Annotated in this window: 13 protein-coding genes; all 13 read right to left on the bottom strand. The window is 61.2% G+C overall.

The genetic code is table 11. From position 1 onward, the window contains the following. Positions 1-6: 6 nt before the first annotated feature. Positions 7-876, bottom strand: a complete 870-nt coding sequence (thiD, locus tag ACZ5AL_RS12715) for a bifunctional hydroxymethylpyrimidine kinase/phosphomethylpyrimidine kinase (protein ID WP_464510840.1) — start codon at positions 874-876, stop codon at positions 7-9. Continuing rightward, the gene (locus ACZ5AL_RS12710) at positions 873-2,327 is read right to left on the bottom strand and encodes a pyridoxal phosphate-dependent decarboxylase family protein (RefSeq protein ID WP_464510839.1); all 1,455 of its coding nucleotides are present in this window, start codon (positions 2,325-2,327) and stop codon (positions 873-875) included. The genes thiD and ACZ5AL_RS12710 overlap by 4 nt, the downstream gene beginning before the upstream one ends. Positions 2,328-2,466: 139 nt before the next feature. Next, positions 2,467-3,003, bottom strand: a complete 537-nt coding sequence (locus tag ACZ5AL_RS12705) for a DinB family protein (RefSeq protein WP_464510837.1) — start codon at positions 3,001-3,003, stop codon at positions 2,467-2,469. Between the two features lie 227 nt (positions 3,004-3,230). Beyond that, the gene (locus ACZ5AL_RS12700; RefSeq protein WP_464510836.1) at positions 3,231-4,100 is read right to left on the bottom strand and encodes an SWIM zinc finger family protein; all 870 of its coding nucleotides are present in this window, start codon (positions 4,098-4,100) and stop codon (positions 3,231-3,233) included. Positions 4,101-4,165: 65 nt separating this feature from the next. Next, a complete protein-coding gene (locus ACZ5AL_RS12695; protein WP_464510835.1) occupies positions 4,166-7,300 on the bottom strand; it encodes a DEAD/DEAH box helicase in 3,135 nt (1,044 codons plus the stop codon). Between the two features lie 477 nt (positions 7,301-7,777). Beyond that, positions 7,778-8,335 carry a menaquinone-dependent protoporphyrinogen IX dehydrogenase gene (gene hemG / locus ACZ5AL_RS12690; protein ID WP_464510833.1) on the bottom strand — a complete coding sequence of 186 codons (558 nt, stop codon included), beginning with the start codon at positions 8,333-8,335 and terminating at the stop codon, positions 7,778-7,780. A gap of 34 nt (positions 8,336-8,369) precedes the next feature. After that, on the bottom strand, positions 8,370-9,560 hold the full coding sequence (locus ACZ5AL_RS12685; RefSeq protein ID WP_464510832.1) for an efflux RND transporter periplasmic adaptor subunit: 1,191 nt from the start codon (positions 9,558-9,560) through the stop codon (positions 8,370-8,372). A 5-nt stretch (positions 9,561-9,565) separates the two neighbouring features. Continuing rightward, on the bottom strand, positions 9,566-11,929 hold the full coding sequence (locus ACZ5AL_RS12680) for an ABC transporter permease (protein ID WP_464510831.1): 2,364 nt from the start codon (positions 11,927-11,929) through the stop codon (positions 9,566-9,568). A gap of 3 nt (positions 11,930-11,932) precedes the next feature. After that, positions 11,933-12,655: an ABC transporter ATP-binding protein gene (locus ACZ5AL_RS12675; protein ID WP_464510829.1), complete on the bottom strand. Its 723-nt coding sequence runs from the start codon at positions 12,653-12,655 to the stop codon at positions 11,933-11,935. After that, positions 12,649-14,040 carry a TolC family protein gene (locus ACZ5AL_RS12670; protein ID WP_464510828.1) on the bottom strand — a complete coding sequence of 464 codons (1,392 nt, stop codon included), beginning with the start codon at positions 14,038-14,040 and terminating at the stop codon, positions 12,649-12,651. The genes ACZ5AL_RS12675 and ACZ5AL_RS12670 overlap by 7 nt, the downstream gene beginning before the upstream one ends. A 155-nt stretch (positions 14,041-14,195) precedes the next feature. After that, positions 14,196-14,612: a lipocalin family protein gene (locus ACZ5AL_RS12665; RefSeq protein ID WP_464510827.1), complete on the bottom strand. Its 417-nt coding sequence runs from the start codon at positions 14,610-14,612 to the stop codon at positions 14,196-14,198. Positions 14,613-14,761: 149 nt separating this feature from the next. Then, complete coding sequence (locus ACZ5AL_RS12660) at positions 14,762-15,928, bottom strand: TMEM43 family protein (RefSeq protein WP_464510825.1); 1,167 nt, start codon at positions 15,926-15,928, stop codon at positions 14,762-14,764. A gap of 780 nt (positions 15,929-16,708) precedes the next feature. Next, positions 16,709-16,963, bottom strand: coding sequence for a hypothetical protein (locus tag ACZ5AL_RS12655; RefSeq protein ID WP_464510824.1), 255 nt, complete (start codon positions 16,961-16,963; stop codon positions 16,709-16,711). Positions 16,964-17,101: the final 138 nt, after the last annotated feature.

Below are 17,101 nucleotides of genomic sequence, written 5' to 3'. Positions count from 1 at the left end.
CGGGTGTCATTCATTGGGGGATGCGAACGCGTGGGTGCGGCCATCGAGGGCCAGCGGACGATGACCGGCCCCGCGCGGCGGCGCCTGGCGAATGGCCCGTGTGACAAATCGTTTGGCGCGACGAAGCGCGGCCTCAACCTCCAGGTTCTGTGCGAGTCCCGCCGTGAGAGCAGCCGAGAATGTGTCGCCGCCGCCATGCACTGCGTACGGCTGACGGTCGGCTTCCAACCATTGGATCGTGTCGCCATTGTACCAGCAGTCGGCAGCTGTCTCGTCCGAGGCATGTCCGCCCGTGATGACGACATGTGCCGGATGCAGACGATCGTGTATGGCCCGGGCAGCCGCCTCCGTATCCGCCCGAGATTGAATGCTCGCTCCTACCAGTCGCTCGGCTTCCGGCAGACTCGGGGTGGTCACTGTGGCCTTCCCAATGAGCGTACGCAGGGCCGCCTCGGCGTCCTCCGAGAGCAATGGTTCGCCACGCCGCGTCGTCATCACCGGGTCAATGACGAGCGGCATCAGGTCGAGGTCCGCAGCAGCCTGCGCCACGGTTTCAATGATCGCCGTGTTGAAGAGCATGCCCGTCTTTACGGCGGCGGGCGGGATGTCATCCACCACGCGTTCGAGCTGGCGGCGGACGAACGCCGGGGGTAGGGCGTGCACATCGGTCACGCCCTCGGTCGTGCAGTCGGTGGCCACGGTGAGGACGCTCATGCCATATGTGCCGTGCGCGGCGAACGTTTTGAGGTCGGCGGCCAGCCCGGCCCCTCCACTCGGGTCGATGCCCGCAATGGTGAGAGCGGGCGGGGCGTCATGGTGTGTGGACTCGTGTGGTGTGCTCATTGCCGATTGGATTTGTTGCGAATGGTTGTTCATACTGCCTTACTTTCCGACTGAGCGACAAAGCGGTCCACGTGTTCGAACAGCCGATTCACGTGCTCGGACTCCGTAAACGGATTTAGGAGGACGGCTCGGAGCCAGTTGCGCCCGTTGAGACGCGGAAGCGAGAGAAACACGTTGGCCTCGCGTAAGAGATACTGCTGTAAGTCGGCGTTCCACTGATCGTGAGCCGTGCTTCCGAACCTATCCGGCACGCCCCGAAAGCAGACGAGATTCATTTCGGGCTCGGTGGCCCGTTCCAACTCCGGACGTTCTTCAACGCGATCAACGAAGTGCTTAGTCAGGCGGTAGCTCTCGTCGATAAGTTGCTCCAGTCCCGCACGCCCGAGGTGGCGCAGGGTCATCCAGAGCTTGAGCACATCGGCGTGGCGGGTGCCCTGCACGCTCATCTCGCCGAGGTTATGAACGTCGGTGCCCTCGCGCATGTAGGGTGCTTCGATGTGGAATACATCCGTCATGGCTGGTAGGTCGCGGAAGAGCGCCATCGCGCACGTCTTTGCGACATACGCCCACTTCTGCGGGTTGAATGTGATCGAGTCGGCCCGTTCAATGCCGTTCAGACGCTCGCGGTGCGTGTCAGAAAAAGTGAGGGCTCCGCCATAGGCCGCATCCACGTGCAGCCAGAGCCCGTGCTCATCCGCCACATCCGCAATGGAGTCGAGCGGATCGATGCTGCCGGTCGTGGTCGTCCCCGCCGTGGCAACCACGCAGAACGGCTCCTTCCCTTCGTGGTCTGCCGCCTGAATGCGCGTTCGAAGTGCAGCGGGATCCATCCGTCGCTGTGCATCTGTCGGAATTGGAATGACAGCGTTCGTCCCCAGCCCGAGCAGCATCGCGGCCTTCTGAATGGAGGTGTGCGCGGCTTCCGACGCAAAGAGAACGGGAGAGCGATCGCTGACACCGGCGCGACGGGCATCGGGAAACGCCGTGTTTCGGGCCACCGCCAGGGCGTGCAGATTCGCCAGGGAGCCGCCGCTCGTCATTACGCCGCCGCTCTTCGACCCAAGTCCAAAGCGCCGGGCCAGCCCGCGGGTCACCTGCTGCTCCAGCCGGGTGAAGGTCGGAGCCATCTCCTGGCTGAGCATGTTGTTGTTCGCCGCAGCAGCCATCAAGTCGCCCAGTACGGACGCCGTGGCAGGCATCGGGTCCATGTGTCCCATAAAGCCGGGATGCGCCGGATTCATCGCATCCTGGATCAGCGCCTCGGCCTCATCGAGCAGTGCGGTTTCCGGCACCGATTGCTCGGGTACGATGGACGCTTCCTCAACCCCGAAATTGTCGTCGCGGTCGGGGAGCGGAGATCGCGCGGCTGCATTCGACAGGTGAGTGAGCATTCGATCGAGCGCATCCTCGGCCCAGGCATCCAGGGCCTGCTGACGAGCGTCGGGGGATGCGAAGGCGGTGCGAGGGAGTTTGGTGCGCTCCATTGCGAAAGCGGATGATTGTCATGCAATACCACAAACGATTCCGGCTCTGCGGCGCCAGGGCGCCTTGGCCGGGATGACTCTAAAATGAGAGGCCATGCTTTACCTCATGAATCACCTCTGATACAGCAGTACCATGGGCTCATTCTGGCGCGGACCAATCCGCTTCTTCAAGATTGGAAGGGGGCCAGACGCCGAGTAAGCGGCGCACCGTAACCACCTGCCCGAGGTGATAGGCATTGTGGTCCGCAATGCTTCCGATTTCTTCAGCGTACCGGGTGCTGTGGTAGCCTACCCCGCTGGCGTGCGGAATCTCGCCTGCAATGTCGATAGACGGATCGTTCACGAGCGTTTTTGCGTCCTTCAGATCCGCTTGAAACCGGTCGAGGCTCTTGGTCCAGGCCGCGTCACTGGGCGGTCCGAGCGTGTTGGGCCAGTAGTCGTCTGGCCACGTCGAAAAGGTATAGTCGGGATCCGTGCAGTACCGGAGGTAGTCGGCCTGTGAACGTCGCATGTGCTCCAGGATCTGCCAGAGCGAATACGCCTCGGGCAGCCCATCGGGCAACACGCCCCGGGCGGAGGCGGGAATCTCCCGGAGTATCTCCGTGTGGGACCGGCGGGCCACGGTGGCATCAAGTTGTGTGGTGAGGAGAGAGCGGAGGGCATCAGATGCAGCCATAAAAAACGGTGCGACGAGAAGAGTAAAATTAGGCAAGGAACGATGCCCCAACAGGATGAAAAGCGAAATTGTTTGGGTTAGGCGGAGCGCCTATACGTTGAGGCGAAGGCCCCTGGCGAAACGAGCAGGCCCGCATCAGTCGTAAATCATGGCTGTTGCTCACAGCTCGGCACCCTTCTGCATACCCTCCTTTTGCTCGTTCATCCGCTTGCTCTTTGCGTGATGCCTCAGGGCGACTCCGCCAACGCTTCTTTCGTTTCGAACACCTTTATGCCCTCATCCGATGCTACCTCATACATCGGTTTGAGTGTCTCCAGGAGGTCCATCTCAGATCGCCAGAACGGAAACTTGCCCAGTTGCTTCGGGAGGGAAGCGTGGGTGGATGGCGTTTCGACGGATCCGTACGTGTTGCTTGGCACGTTGGGGGCGTCCCAGAATCCGTCAGTCTGCAGCGGTGCAGCGTCGAGCGCCGAATCATTGGCAGATGCGGCGTCGGGATCGGTGGGAGTATCGCTGCCGCCAATGCGATCCATGAGCGGGCCCTGTCGCATCCCTCGCAGACGGAAGAGCAAGAACGGATCGCGGTCGAACTCTTCGGCAAGCAGGAGATACACCGCCGCAATGTGCTTGCAGGGATTCGACCAATCCGGGCAGGAGCAGTCTGTCTTTAGGTCGGCCTCCCGCTCAGGAAATAGCGTGACCCCGGCGCGCTCGACCACGTCTTCTACGCCAGACGGCATGTCTCCTGCGAGCAGCGCCGCCGCAAAGTACGGCTGGCGCCGAAACGCCTCAACGATCTCGTCCCACTCGGTCTTGTCGTAGGGTTGCAGTTGGATGGTGATCTCATACGGATCGGAGCGCGACCCCTGCACCTCCGAGGTAACCCGTCCTTTCTCCACCTCGATGGAAAGCACCTGCCCTTTTCGCGCATAGCGTTTCGCCCGTTGCAGGCGGTTGGTGATACCAAAGCCCTTCAGCGTTTCCTCCCAGCGCTCGCCCCACCAGGTCGTTCCAAACGCGCCCCGCTTCGACTTGGCTTTGATCCCGCCCTTCACCGTGCGCGGCTCCGTACGTTCGTAGTGTTGGTACCAGCTCATGGGCTTCGTTTATTTGTGACGGTGTATCTCTGCGTATAGCGACTGTGATGCGTGAGAAGCACGAATCACATTGCATCCTCTCGCAGCCGGAAGAGATCCTTCAATTCGTTGGTCGAGAGCTCCGTGACCCAGCCTTCGCCCGCATCGACCACCTGATCAGCGAGGCTCTTTTTTCGTTCGATCATCTCGGCGATTCGCTCCTCGAGCGTGCCCGCGCAGACGAATTTGCGGACCTGCACGCGTCGTGTCTGCCCAATCCGGAAAGCGCGATCGGTGGCCTGGTTCTCCGCAGCGGGGTTCCACCAGCGGTCGTAGTGAAAGACGTGGTTGGCCCGCGTGAGATTGAGTCCGGTACCGCCTGCTTTGAGCGAGAGCAGAAAAAAGGGCGGTGCGTCGTCGGCCTCTTGAAAGCGTTCCACCATCTGGTCCCGCTTTTCCTGGGTGACCCCGCCGTGCAGAAAGAGCGCCTCGCGTCCGAATGTTTCCTGCAGGTGACGCTTCAGCATATCCCCCATCTCGGTGAACTGCGTAAAGATGAGCGCCCGTTCGTTGGCTGCGAGCACTTCCTCCAGCATCTCGACCAGCCGTGCCAGCTTGCCCGACCGGTCCGCGATTTTCGAATCGTCGTGCAGGTACTGGGCCGGGTGGTTGCAGATTTGCTTCAGTTGCATGAGCGTCGAGAGCACGAGGCCCCGCCGCTCCATATCCAACTCCGACTTTTCCCCCTCCAGTGCCGCCGTCGTTTCCTTCACCACTGCCCGATAGAGCGATGCCTGCTCCTCGGTTAGTGAGGTGTAAACGATCATTTCTTGTTTTTCCGGCAGGTCGTTGATGACTTTGGGATCGGTCTTCTCGCGGCGCAAGATAAACGGACCCGTGATGCGCTTCAGGCGGTGCATCGCCTCTTCGTCGCGCTCGTTCTGGATGGGCCGGAAGAACTTCTTTTTGAAGGAGGCCTGGCTTCCCAGCAGCCCCGGATTCAGAATCTCCATGATTGACCACAGGTCGCCAACATTGTTCTCCACCGGCGTGCCCGTCATGGCGATGCGATGTTGGGCGGTAAGCGACCGGGCCGCCTGTGTGCGTTGCGCACTCGGATTTTTGACGTACTGCGCCTCATCGAGCACAACGGTGTCCCACGAAATGGCCCGAAACAGCTCCACATCGCGACGGAGAAGCGCGTAGTTGGTAACCACCAGTGTGTGATTGGCCATCTGCTCTGTGAAAGCCTCTTCGTCCGAGGTACGGTCACCGCCGTGGTGGACGAGCACAGACAGGTCGGGCGTAAACCGGTTGGCTTCCTTCTTCCAGTTGGTTACCACCGAGGTGGGACATACAATGAGACTCGGCTGCCGGGATATTTCGGAATCGCCATCTTTTGCGGAGCCGTTCTCTGCGTAACCGTTGTAGGTGCGTCGTAAGAGAGCGAGGGCTTGCACGGTTTTGCCGAGCCCCATGTCGTCGGCGAGGCATGCGCCCAGCCCCCACCGCTTCAGGAAGGCGAGCCAGGCGTAGCCGCGCTTCTGGTAGGGACGCAGCGTGCCCTCAAAGCCGTCTGGCTCGGACAGCGGTTCGATGGTATCTCCATCCTCAAGACGATTGAGAAGGTCGCCCAGTTGCCCGCTCGTCGAGATGTCCTCGACAGGGAGCCCAGCGGGGCCGTCCTCCGCCCCAAGGGCCATCTGCATCACGTCGCGAACCGTAAAGCGGTCGGTATCCTTCCGGTCGAGACGATCAACCATTTCTCGGATGGCATCGAGATCCACTTCCACCCACTCGCCTCGCAGGTTGACCAGGGGTGTTTTCATTTCGGCCAGTTCGTCAAGCTCCTCGCGCGAGAGCACATGATCGCCGAGGGCCACCTCCCAGTCGAACTGAACGATGGTCTTGAGGGAGAGTCCGGCCTTGGCTTTCATGTCCGGAGTTGTTGCGTTGGCCTTTGTGGAAAGGCGCTCCCTCGTCCGTCCTCGCTTCCACCACGCGGGCAGTTGTACGCCAAAGCCTGCCTGTCGAAGCAGCGGGGCGTACTCGCGCAGAAAGGCATGCGCCTGCGCCGTGTCCAATTCTATGCCTGCCGGGTTGGGTTGCTTGAGACTCTCTTCGATGGCGGGCCACACGCCCATGGCCTGCCCGAGGGCGGCAAACAGGTACGACGCAGGCCGGAAGTCCGTCCGCTTAAAGACGCGCCTCGTTGATGCATCGGGCTCCCAGACATTTGCTACATCAATCTGGAGGCTGGGGTCGGCTGTCGATTGCAGCAGGTAGCGAACCTGCCAGGAGCCAGCATCTTGCGTTATGTCGTCTGCTCCTGTTCCGTCGGGCTCTTCCAGACGAAACGTGAGGCGGAAGGGGGCGCCAGCCGTTACCTCAATGCGTCGCCGCCACGCCCGTAACTGCCCGGCCAGGTGCGTCAGTTCTTTCGTATTGCCCTTCATCCGTCCGTCGGGGGTACGCAGGGCGTGGAGCCACTGGTCGTGCAGGCTGTCGAAGGAGGCCGGGGCACGGTGGGGGGCAGGTGCCTGGCCCCGGTGCCCCGACCGGACGATGAAATCGACAAGGTCGCCGAGTACGCTCATAAACACCGTTCGGGGCGGCGTCGGCGGGGACTCTTCGTTCGATTGGGAGAGAGCCCGGCATGCGGGAGGCATTGCATTGACGAGGGCCGACATTCGTTCAGTCTCCTCCCCCCGAACCACGGGCTCCCAGCGAGCCCGGTAGGTTCCGTTGCGCTCTTGCACACCAGGCAGGAACTGTTCGCGAGCTACCAGCGCCCCTGCAAAGCGGACCACGTGAGTCCAGTAGGTCAGATCGCTTCCAAGCAACTGGCCGGGGGCCCACATCCGGCGGTCGTGACTGCCTGCAAGAAGATCAACGACCGCCGCCCGGTCGAGAGGCAGCGCTGGCACCTTCCACGGGGCAAGGGTCGCCTCGGCTCCGTTGTCTCGACGGCTGTCAGGTTCCTCCAGCATCGCCGATGACGGCACAGCCGCACCACCCACCGTGGGCAGCCACGCAACGAGTGTGTCCGGCTCTTCGTCTACAGCCCAACCACGCTCGTCCAGCAGGTCCGTCAACACATCAGCCCGACAGGCGCGAATGAGGTGATCTGGCTCAGACTCATCAACCCGAAACTCCTCGTCCGACGTTTCGCCCCACAGATACAATTGGTCGTTCCACCATCCAAGATGAATGAGACGCATGCGAACCACTGGATAAATTGCACAGCCACACGAAAATAATCAGATCCGGGCTTCTCTGACAGCAGGAAGAACGGCCGTCGCTCCGACTCGCCAAACTGACCGGCGATAGATCGAATTGTTCGTCGTCGTTCCCATGTCACCTACCCCTCTGTTTCTTCGTTTCGAGAATTGATCAACGCTGAACGGTGACGTCGCTTGGGCTTTCCTACGTTGCACATTGCTTGCGGCCTTACCCTCACGAGCCAGATACTATCTGTATTGACCTCGGCCCGGTTTCACATCAGTCTGTATCCGCCGATCCTCGAACTGTAGTAGAGTGCCTGTAGGCCTGCTTCCACGTCCGGAACGCCCCATGCGTGTGGCGTTCCCCGAGGACCTTTAAGGTCATCCCCCTGGTGCAAATTGCTCCCTGATCGGCGATTCTGTTACTCTGATGTGGAGCACTCATACTGCTCTCTGCAGAGAAATACGTGCCACTCATGCTGTGCCGAGCCGTCCCTCAACGAACGCTGCGAAGTCGTTCGCGAAGGCCTCCACCTCGGCCCAGTCCGTATACTCGTAGTCGCGCGAGGTATCGATGTCGCCGGAGGCCCGCTTGGCGATCTGCTTCATCATGAGTCGCTTCAAGAATCCGTACTTCGAGTAGCGGAGCGCGCCGCCGAAATGCCCGATCCGATCGGGATGCCAGCCCGTTGTTTTGAGAAAGGTGTCTATGTATCCAGCGGCTTCGGCCCGTTTTTCGGACCGTGCATCGACGATATTGAGCGAAAGCTGAAAGAAGGCCGTCGGTCGCTCGTGGAGCGCGTCTCGGTGGGTCTCCACGAACGTTCGGATGTCGGCATGCTGCTGGCCGATGTGTATCGACGAGCCCACCAGTACGGCGTCGAAGGTGTCGAGGTCGATCGCTGCTCCAGTTTCGGAGATGTTGCGCGCCGTCGCGGCGTGCCCGCGCGCTTCCAGGGTGTTGGCAAGGCGGGCTGCAACTTTGGTCGTCTGCCCTTCGCCGGTGCCGTATACAATCAGAAATGAAGCCATGGGTCTATGCGTGTAATTGAAGAGAAGTAGTTCGTCAGCCCCGAGGCCGCACCCGTACGCCGTCTTCGACGTCATTACCCGGGTGCACGATGACGGTTTCGTTTTCTTCGAGTCCGGAGACGATCTCCGCGCGCAGGTTTGCCTGCTGACCCACGTTGACGAGGCGACGCTCGGCCCGTCCGCCCTCCACGACGAACACAGCCCAGCCGTTCTCCGTCCGGAAGAGCGCGCCCGTGGGAACCTGCAGCACGTCGGCACCCTCCCACACGACAAACTCCGCCACGACCCGATAGCCGGCGCTGAGCCGCTCCCAGTCGGCCGGGGGGCTGTCGAGCTGCGCGATGATGCCTACTCGCTGCTCCTCGACGCCGAGGGCCGAGACGTCGGTGCGCCCCTCCGGTTCGACGCGTTCAACGGTGGCCTGCAGCGTGGTGTCGCCACCCCACTGGTCGAGTCGCACGCGCGTGCCGGACTCGATGCGCAGCGCATCCTGCGAGAGTACGTCGATGCGCACGCGGAGCTGCTCGGTGTCGGCGACCTCGACGAGCGCCTCGCCCGGGGCAACCGGACCCTCGCTGGGGCGATGAACGGCCAGGACGTGCCCGGACACCGGCGCGCGCAGCGTGGACGCGACCGTTCCTTCAGCGTCTCCGCCGCCCAGCATGGCCTCGACGCTGCGCAGGTCGGCGCGCGCGCTGACGACAGCAGCCCGGGCCGACTCCAGACGGGCTCGTGCCTGGAGCGCCTCGGCGGTCGCCTGCTCCATCTCCCGGCGTGTGGCGGACCCCTGCTCGTGGAGGCGCTCCACGCGGCGGCGTTCTTCCTGAGCACGCTCGGATACGGCCTCGGCGGCGTCCACCTGCCGCTCAGCCTGCTCCACGGCGGCTTCCGCCCCCTCGACGCGCGCCTCCGCCTCCGACTGGGCCCGGCGGTCAAGAATGGACGCGTGTGGCGCCTCCAGTTCGACGACGGGCTCGCCCGCTTCCACGGCATCGCCGGCTTCCACGACCATGCGGCGGGCTATGGCGGCCACCGGTGCCGAGACGACGTATCGGTCTTCGACCTCCGTCTGTCCCTCTTCTTGGACCACGACCTCCAGCGAATCGCGTTCGACCGTTGCCGTCTCCACGGAGACAGAATCGGGCCAGAAGCCGTACACGACAGCGGTAAGCACGAGCAGGCCAACCACGATAAATATGATGCTGCGTCGGTTGAGCGTAATCATGGCTTTCATTCTCTGGTTTTTAGGACGCCGATGAGGTCCAAGTTATTCAGCCTACGACGCACGATGAGCGCCGAGGCCACGGCCGAGACGAGCACAATGGCCGCCGCCAGCGCGAACGTACCCGCTCCCAGCACGAGGGGAAAGTGGTACATCTCCGTCTGAATGCCTTCGATGATGCCTACCGCTCCGAGCGCTCCGAGCACAAAACCGATAGGAATGGCCACCAGCGTAAGGATGGCCATCTCACCAAGCAGGATATAGCCAATCTCGCCGCGCGTAAATCCGAGTACGCGCAGGCTGGCTAGTTCGCGATCGCGCTCCGAGAGCGTAATGCGCACGCTGTTGTAAATCACCCCGAAGGCGATAATCCCTGCAAAGATGCTGAGGACAAAGGTGAACACGAGAATCGTCTCCGCCGACGTATCGAGATAAGCTTCCATAGCCCGCTCTTGGGCAATCATGCTTGCCACCCGTGGGCGATCCTGCAGCGTATGCATCAGATCCGTCTCGTAGTGCTCGTCGGTCATCAGGAAGGCGCCCGAAATCGCCCGCCCCTCTCCCGTGAGTCGGTGGACGGCGTCCAGGTTCATGTAGGCGCCAATTCCGATAAACTGCTGGGTCAGCCCGACGACCGGCACCGACCGCGTGGGGCGCTGGCCTTCCCGCACCTCCACGAGCAGCTCGTCGCCGGGCTCCACCTCGAGGATGTCGGCGAGCCCCTCGGTGAGCACCAGGCCCTCTGGCGGAATGGATATCGGCTGGAGCTCTCGGTCGATGATACGGCGCAGATACGGCTCGGGCGGGATGCCCTCGACGGCGGTGTCATAGTTTCGGTGTTCGTGGTGGAGGCGCACGGGCACTGCTCGGAAGGGCTCGGCATGCTGCACGCCATCGAGGCTTTTCAGTTCATAGAGTGCGGCGGCCGAAGTGGGCTCGGTAAAGGTCACCGTCACGTCCTCCCGCTGTGCGATTTCGTACTGCACCTCCACCACGTAGTCGATGACGTCGGTGAAGAAGAGGCCCATGATCAAAATCGCACAGGAGGTTGCAATGCCGATTACCGTGAGAACAGACTTGATCGGCTGGCGCTCAAGGTTGCGCAGGATCATGCGCGTAGGCTGGTCAAAAAAATCCTGTAGCCCGATGCGTTCGATGAACGTGGGCTGATAGGTGGGAGGCGAAGCCGGACGCATGGCTTCAGCCGGGGGCAACTGCACGGCACGCCGCACAGCGGTGATTACGCCAATCAGGCCGGCAGCGGTCGTTAGCAACACAGCCGTCAGTAGTACCGAGAGCTCCAGCGTGTACTCGAGAAACGGAAACCGGAAAAACTCCAGATAGACGTCTCCGAGCGCCTCTCCGGCCCACATGCCTAGTCCGACCCCGGCAGTGGATCCAGCAGCTATGACGAGGAGCACGAGCTTTGTGTAGTGCCATCCCACGTCAAGGTTGGTGTAGCCAAACGCTTTAAGAACGGCAATTTGCTCGCGCTGCAGATTGACCAGCCGCGCAACCACGATGTTGAGCAAAAACGCTGCTACAAGCAGGAAGATGCCAGGAATGAGCGTCGACATTGCCTCTAGCTGATTGAACTCCTCCGTAAGGAGTGCATGCGAGGGCTGGTCGGCCCGAGGGTATGCTCCTACGCCGCCGTACCGTTCGAGCAGATGATCGACACGGTCCAGCACATCGTCGGCAGATGCTCCTGGCGCGAGCGTAAACGTGACGTCATTGAAGGCCCCGTCCATGTCGTAGGCCGCTGCCAGCGTGCGCGCTCCGATCCACAGCACGCCGTAGCGCTCCGGGTCAGGAAAGAGCGTTCCCGGCTGGATCTGCATCAGATGCTCGGGCGATAGCGCGATGCCGACGACGGTAAGCGCGTGCCGACGCCCGTTGATGATGGCGATAATCTCGTCGCCGGGGTGCAATTCGTGGGCCTCGGCAAAGACCTCGTTCAGGAGCACCTCGTCGTCACGTCCCGGCTCCACGAGGCGGCCCTCACGCAGGAACAGCTGATTGAGGCGCGGCTGACGGCCCTCCGGCACCGAGACCATGGTCCCGGAGACCGGCTCGTCGAAGTCGGCAATCTCCAGCTGCGCCCCGGCCGTGACGCGCGTCTCTACCTCGTTGATGCCGGGCACCTCCTGCAGCTGCTGATGCACACGCTGAGGCGCGCGCGTCACCGTGGCAAAACCTTCGGCAAAGCGATGCTCGTCATAATAGGTTTCCTGCGTGTGCTGCAGGGTGTCCATCACACTCGTCATGGCCACATACGTAGCTACGCCGGCCACAATCACCAGCGTGATCGCGAGGAGTTGCCCCCACATCCCCCACAGGTCCCGCAGCATTTTCTGGTTGAGTGCCCTCATCGCTTACCAGCTCAGTTCACGAGCCGCTTTCTTGTCTGTATTCTGCTCGATCTCACTGATGCGACCGTCGCTGAGCGAGATGACGCGATCGGCCATCTTCGCCTGGACCACGTTGTGCGTGATAACCATCGTGGTCGTCCCCAACTCCCGATTCACGCGTTCGATGGCTTCGAGCACGACGACGCCCGTTTCGGAATCGAGTGCGCCCGTTGGTTCGTCGCAGAGCAGGACCGCCGGACGCTTGGCAATCGCTCGTGCAATGGCGACGCGTTGCTGCTGCCCGCCGGAAAGCTGGGCGGGAAAAGAGTCGAGCCGGTCGCCGAGGCCCATCAGGTCGAGCGCCTCCTCCGGCGTCATCGGATCGTCGGAAATCTCAGTGACGATGGCGACGTTCTCTCGCGCGGTGAGGCTCGGAATCAGGTTGTAGAACTGAAACACGAAGCCGACGTAGCGCCGCCGGTACTGCGTGAGCGCGTCGTCGTCGGCCTGGGTCAGGTCCTGCTCGCGGTAGAAGACATGCCCCCTCGTGGCGGTGTCGAGTCCGCCAAGGATGTTCACGAGTGTGGATTTGCCACTACCCGAGGCGCCGAGCAAGACGACGAGCTCGCTTTCGTAGAGCTCCAGGTCGACTTCCCGCAGCGCGTGCACCTGCACCTCCCCCATGTCGTAGATCTTGGAGAGCTTCTCGGTCCGAAAAACCACCGTACGCGTCGACTCCATCACCATATCCGTCCGAGTGCATACAAGAGTTCGGCCTGTGCGATGGCGTAGTTGGCCTGTGCCTCGGCCTTACGCAGCTCCGCGCTGCGAAGCGCCGATTCGGCTTCGAGCACGTCGGCCGAGAGCGCCGCCCCCTCCTCGAACTGCTCTTTGGCCATCTCGAACGAGGCCTCCGCGTGGCGCACGGCCTGCGTGCCCACCTCGACGGCTTCTCGCGCGCCTTTGACGGCCAGATGGTGGCGCTCGACGGACTGATCGATGCGGCGCTCGGTGTGGTCGAGCTGCGCTTCGGTCGAGCGCAATCGCGCGCGAGCGGCCTCCGCGTCGGCCGAGCGTCGCCCGCCGTCCCACAGGGTCCAGCGCATGCTCAAGCCCGCCTCCCAGCTGCCGCGAAACTCGTCGCGTTCGACGAAGAAATACGGGTTGGGGCGCGCGAACAGATAGCGACCGGTGAGCGCGATCGTAGGCATCCACTGCCGGCGGGCAATGCCGGCCTCGGCGTCCAGCGCCGCCGCGTGCCCGCGGAGCGCATTGAGCCGTGGGTGGTCGTCTGTGGCCGATGTGCGGAGCTCGTCGAGCGACAGATCCAGAAGTTCGTCTCTGCCCACATCTTCGGTCTCCAGACGAAGCGGCCGGTCTCGCGGCTCGCCGATGAGCTGGTTGAGCTCGGTCCGTGCCGAGCGGACGGCGTTTTCGGCTTCGACGCGGTCGAGCCGCACCTCCGAGCGGCGCGTCTCGGCTGCCAGCACGTGACTCTCCAGCGCAGCACCGGCCTCGCGCCGGTTGCGGACGTCGTTCAGATGGGCGTCTACGTGCTCGATCGCCGTCTTCACGGCCTCTCGGCGATGCTGCGCTTGCGCGAGTTTCCAGTACGCCCGGCGCACCTCCAGGGCGACGTCCGCGCGCTGCTGATGGACGCTCTCGTCTGCTGCTTCGGCCCGGCGAGCGGCAGCGCGGCGCTCGCCGCTGCGCCGAAACCCCGTGAAGAGCGGCTGCTCGATGGCAACCTCAGTATGATACTGATTGCGCTGGATCGGGGCGATGGGAAACGTCTCCCCAACGCCTGGAATCTCCGTCTCGATCGGTGGAATGTTATCGCTCAGCCGTAGATAGTGGGCCTGCCCGCGAATCGACGGCCACCACCCCGACTGCGCGCGGCGCTGCATCGCTCGGGCCTCGTCCGCATCGGCCCGTGCGCGTTCAAGCATCCCATGCTCGTCGAGGGCCCGCTCGATGCTTTCGTCGAGCGTGATCGAGCGCGGCTCCTGCCCCTGCGCTTCGATCGAAATAGCGCCCCATATACCTCCCAGTAAAATAGCGATACCTATCAGACGAGTCATCGAACCCCCGTTGAAGTGACTATAGCCCTGAAAATAGAACCACAGCAGCATCTTGCCCCTCGACCAAAGACCGTGGAATCACTCTTGCGTATGATGTCCTGCTTTAGTGTCCCCATTCTTATCACAGCCTCGGTCAAGCAAAACGTCCCGGAGTTTTGCGTTGGTGCTGATGCTATACTGTCGTGTGTCCCTAACACGAGCATCATTCACTGTCGGGTTAGTATCAACTCCCCTTCAGCATCACCGGACTCCGAAAACGCCTCCGGGCGCTCACTGGGGTCCATGCTGGGGGCACGGAGCTGCAGTTCATCCGCATCTAAAAAGCGCACAATGAATGCCAGGGTCATGGTCTCATCCGTATACACATTTTCTCCTATCACGTCAAGGTGCATGGGATCAGGGGTAGCATCAAGCTCCCAGGTCAAGTTCGCCTCAGCAGGCACCCCGTCCCATTCCACCGTGCCGTCCTCATTGAAAACAAACGATATCGTTTCTCCGGTTGTATCGTCGGTACCAGTCCATTCGCCAACCAGGTCCTCCTCCGGCAGCGGAGTAAACGCAGATGTGAGGAGAAATGTGGCTAATACCGCGAATACGACAATGCTGCTTCTTTGTGACACCATGATGGATCTTGGGCTTCAGCTATAAAAGTTTGATATGCATAGGATAACGTGGGGCCCTTGGTTCGGTTCGAAAGCGATAGCAATGCCGATTGCAAAATACGACACGGACTTCGATAGCGGTCTCTATTTGTTGTCTATATTCGTTTACATCACGCAGGGGATGGCTGCGGCTCCTCCTCGGAGCGATTTTGCATCATCATGTACCCGCCGACCATAAGCGCTAACGCCCCTACAAGTAAGGCTCCGCCCAGAAGCGGACGCGCGGCCAGCCAGGCCAGGGCAATGGCGATGAGGTACAGCGGAAGCGCAATTACAATGGAGATGAACGAAATGCCAGACCGCGCCAGTCGTCCCAGAAACGGTACGACATCAGCGACGACCGCCAGCGGCTTAAATACGAGCGAGATTCCGCCTATCATGAGCACCAACGCCAGGCCTCGCAGTCCCCATGTCAGCTCGCGGTTGCTGGCAATCGCTTCGCTGAAAATAGCATCCGCAGAGACCGATCCGGTGCGGACAAACTCCAGTTCGTTGTTATTGCTGGTGATGTAGGGGCTGAAGCCTGAATTGCTTTGGGCGGCTACTACGGTCGCAGACTGAGCAGGCACATAGTCAAACCGGACGCGCACATCGCCTATTTCGGGATTGGTGGGGGTGTTGGATGTGTAAAACTGCCCTTCATGCACCTGGAAGCCGCTCGCCTCCACCTGGTCAAGATCATCGCTGGATACCGATCGCGACGTAAAGTCGTCGAACATTTCCACGTATCGACTGCTCAGTGTAAAGGCTTCAAGCGTGGCCTCGGACTGGTCGATGGTCTCGCTGTCGTACGGCATCGAACTGGGATTGGTGTAGCCCGACTCCTCGAATCGATCGGAGTCGATGAGGCGGTCCGACCAGGTTTCTTCGTAGGTGTAAACCGTCACGCGCTCCTCACTGCCATCGGCAGCGGTTCGCCTTTCTGTTCGTTGACTCTCTTCCCACTGGTACATCTCAACGGTGCGACGCAGCCGAATCACATCCGATTCTGTCACGCCAAACACTGGGTCGCTGAGCGCATCCGACACCGTTACATCGCCAGTAACGTGGATCAGTTCGCCCTCGTTGTCGGGGTCGATGGCATCGGCTTCCACGCTAACAACGGCCCCCTGGCCTTCTTCAAGCGCCTGATGCGTAGAAATGGCCCGCGATTCGTTCCAGAATATCAGTGGAAACGCGGCGATAAACATCAGGAGGCCGACGAGTATGCCTTTGAATGCGCCGCCTAAGCGTTGGAGTAGGCCCCGGTCATCGGTCTTGGTGTATGAGTTGCTCATGCTATCCCCAGTTTTGTGAATAGAGCGTGGCCGATTCTGCACAGCAAAACAGAATGCATACAGTTACGGCATTATATGCGATGGGGGACGCCTACAGTGTACCGAGAGGCAAAGGAAGTGTCAAGAAAAAGGGAGCCAGGGCACTGTCCCTCCCCCCTGGATGTTGTGGTATTTTTCTCGTATCAATGCAGCAGATGCATGATCTTATGGCTTATCCGCATCGACACGGTGCGTTGGACCAAGACCCGTATCCCAACCAGGGCCCGCGGCGCTTTCTGAAAAGGGAGAGCATGTTAGCGACCTGTTGGAATAAAGGACGCAGAGCGTCCACCGTTTCGTCGCGACCGCGGAGGGGCCGAAGGTCATGCCGGTTGTACATCGTGACGAGTGTCAACATTGGGTGGTATGGGAGCAATAATCCAGCTACGTTGTCAGGGAAGATCCCGGCTCTGCGGCGATGGAGCGCCTTGGCCGGGTGACTATAAGTGTTGGCAACTCATGCTCTCCCCTAACATTCAGGTGTGCCGGAGCACTACTGCTCTGTCACAGGTCAATCTTCGGGTAACGCTGCACCCTAACGTACCGAGAATAACTCACAATCTTGTCATTGCGAGCGTAGCGACGCAATCTCATGCCATCAGACCGGATGCAGCCGCTCAATCAACGGCATGAGATCGCATCCCAGGAGTACTCGTTCGCTGCGCCCAGCGCCGCGTCAGTCGCAGGGCTCCCTCCTCGCGATGACAATATTGGACCATAACATTCAGGTGTGACGGAGCACTACGAGGCGTTGTCCACATCCTCAACCTGTACGATGTGGTCTAGGCGCACCACATCGCCGGTGTCAAGGCGGATGTGCTCGGCGTTGTTTTCGCTGTAGATGTCCTCGATAGATCCAATGAGCGTGCGGGTCGTGTCGGGCGTTGCAATGGTGAAGCGCGTACGCGTGCGATGCATCATGCGCAGCCCCAGCTCGTCGTACGTAGCACAGGCAATAGGTTCATAGTCGTCGGATGGGGACGGTTGGTTCGTCATAAAACACACCTTGATCGTACGCGAAATGGATAGCTCATCTGGAATAGGGGATAACCAAGCGACTCACATCGCCGTTTCCAGAGGAGATGCATTCAACGTCCGCCCTGATCAATGAGCACGAGCCCGCACCGCATATCG

The sequence above is a fragment of the Natronotalea proteinilytica genome, assembly GCF_055379935.1.
The sequence above is the reverse complement of the archived record's forward strand: the minus strand, read 5'-3'. Positions and strand labels throughout refer to the sequence as shown.

Coding starts and splice junctions, on each gene's coding strand:
- thiD (WP_464510840.1), bottom strand. CDS start 876: ATGAACAACCATTCGCAACAAATCCAATCGGCAATGAGCACACCACAC.
- ACZ5AL_RS12710 (WP_464510839.1), bottom strand. CDS start 2,327: ATGGAGCGCACCAAACTCCCTCGCACCGCCTTCGCATCCCCCGACGCT.
- ACZ5AL_RS12705 (WP_464510837.1), bottom strand. CDS start 3,003: ATGGCTGCATCTGATGCCCTCCGCTCTCTCCTCACCACACAACTTGAT.
- ACZ5AL_RS12700 (WP_464510836.1), bottom strand. CDS start 4,100: ATGAGCTGGTACCAACACTACGAACGTACGGAGCCGCGCACGGTGAAG.
- ACZ5AL_RS12695 (WP_464510835.1), bottom strand. CDS start 7,300: ATGCGTCTCATTCATCTTGGATGGTGGAACGACCAATTGTATCTGTGG.
- hemG (WP_464510833.1), bottom strand. CDS start 8,335: ATGGCTTCATTTCTGATTGTATACGGCACCGGCGAAGGGCAGACGACC.
- ACZ5AL_RS12685 (WP_464510832.1), bottom strand. CDS start 9,560: ATGATTACGCTCAACCGACGCAGCATCATATTTATCGTGGTTGGCCTG.
- ACZ5AL_RS12680 (WP_464510831.1), bottom strand. CDS start 11,929: ATGAGGGCACTCAACCAGAAAATGCTGCGGGACCTGTGGGGGATGTGG.
- ACZ5AL_RS12675 (WP_464510829.1), bottom strand. CDS start 12,655: ATGGTGATGGAGTCGACGCGTACGGTGGTTTTTCGGACCGAGAAGCTC.
- ACZ5AL_RS12670 (WP_464510828.1), bottom strand. CDS start 14,040: ATGCTGCTGTGGTTCTATTTTCAGGGCTATAGTCACTTCAACGGGGGT.
- ACZ5AL_RS12665 (WP_464510827.1), bottom strand. CDS start 14,612: ATGGTGTCACAAAGAAGCAGCATTGTCGTATTCGCGGTATTAGCCACA.
- ACZ5AL_RS12660 (WP_464510825.1), bottom strand. CDS start 15,928: ATGAGCAACTCATACACCAAGACCGATGACCGGGGCCTACTCCAACGC.
- ACZ5AL_RS12655 (WP_464510824.1), bottom strand. CDS start 16,963: ATGACGAACCAACCGTCCCCATCCGACGACTATGAACCTATTGCCTGT.